Raw genomic sequence first — 1,409 nt, forward strand, 5'->3', positions numbered from 1 at the left:
ACTGCCAATGTTTTTATTTTACACCAATTAGCTTTATAAATCAAATATTTTGTTAGTAAATAGATCATAAAAGCGAACGAATAAAAGGCTGCAAGGCTAGAAAGTATTGTAGCCTTTTATTCTTCTATTCGCTAAATCTTAAAAAATAACCATCAGGATCCAAAATCGCAAATTCATGGGGATATATAAAGCTATCTCCTACTCGAAATTCTCTTTTTGTGAGGGGACGATGGATAGGATAGTCAGCTTCCAGCAGTTTTTGGTGGAGCTGAGGAACATCTGCAATGCCAAAGGAAATATTGACACCGCGCCCGAAAGGATAGGTCAGCTGAGCTAATTCTTCTGCGCTTCCTTCTTCTAGCATAAGTTGGCAGTCTTCAATCGAGAGGAAGAGAAATTTCTCCTCTGGACGCTCGTATTCGACAGAGAATCCTAGCAGGTCGCAGTAGAAGTGGCGTGATTTTTCGATGTCAGATACTACAAATTCAGGAATGACAGCTTGATAGTCCATTCGTTTTCTCCTTAGAGTTTAATCTCCAAGACAATGGGTGTGTGGTCTTGGCGAGCACCTGAGTCAATCATATCAGATTTAGTGACCTTGTCTGCGAGACGGTTACTTGTGAGCCAGTAGTCGATTCTCCAGCCAGTATTGTTGATTTTAGAAGTCTTGCTGCGCTGTGCCCACCAAGTGTAGCGTTCTGGAACATCGCCGTGAATGTGGCGGAAGGTATCAGTAAATCCAGTTGCTAAAAGGTTGGTAAATCCAGCACGCTCCTCGTCGGTAAATCCTGGTGAACGGCGGTTGCTAGCAGGATTTGCAAGGTCGATCTCATTGTGTGCCACGTTGTAGTCACCGGTCGCAAGGATTGGCTTTTCTTTGTCTAGTTCAGCCAAGTACTCAGCATATTTGACATCCCAGACTTGACGTTCTTCCAAGCGTTTGAGGCCGTCGCCAGCGTTTGGAGTGTAAACTTGGGTCACGAAAAATTTATCAAATTCTAGAGTGATGATACGACCTTCCAAGTCCATGGTAGAAGGGGCACCGATTTCTGGGAAGCTGATAGTTGGTGTAAGTTCTTTCTTATAGAGGAACATGGTTCCAGCATAGCCTTTACGGGCAGGTTCTTGGGAAGAGCGCCACGTATTTTCGTAGCCTGGGAAGAGTTCTTCTAAAATTTCCAAGTGTTTCTTTGTAGGCCCCTTGGCAGAAAGCTTGGTTTCTTGGATAGCGATGATATCAGCATTTTCGGCGACCAAGGTTTGTAGTACTTCTTGGGACAATTTGGCACGAGCTGAGTCACTAGTTAGGGCAGCATTGAGGGAATCAATATTCCATGAGATGAGTTTCATAAAGTTACCTTTTTCATTCAGATTATAGATTTTATTATACCAAAAAAAGGTCCATTTCC

General features: G+C 43.2%; 2 protein-coding genes. Both read right to left on the reverse strand.

Annotated features, from left to right (window positions below; all coding sequences use genetic code 11):
* Positions 1-124: 124 nt before the first annotated feature.
* Positions 125-511: a bleomycin resistance protein gene (locus GMD1S_RS10320; protein ID WP_000386214.1), complete on the reverse strand. Its 387-nt coding sequence runs from the start codon at positions 509-511 to the stop codon at positions 125-127.
* An 11-nt stretch (positions 512-522) separates the two neighbouring features.
* On the reverse strand, positions 523-1,350 hold the full coding sequence (locus tag GMD1S_RS10325; protein WP_008293051.1) for an exodeoxyribonuclease III: 828 nt from the start codon (positions 1,348-1,350) through the stop codon (positions 523-525).
* Positions 1,351-1,409 lie beyond the last annotated feature (59 nt).

The sequence above is a fragment of the Streptococcus sp. GMD1S genome, assembly GCF_000296875.1.
Taxonomy (GTDB): Bacteria; Bacillota; Bacilli; order Lactobacillales; family Streptococcaceae; genus Streptococcus.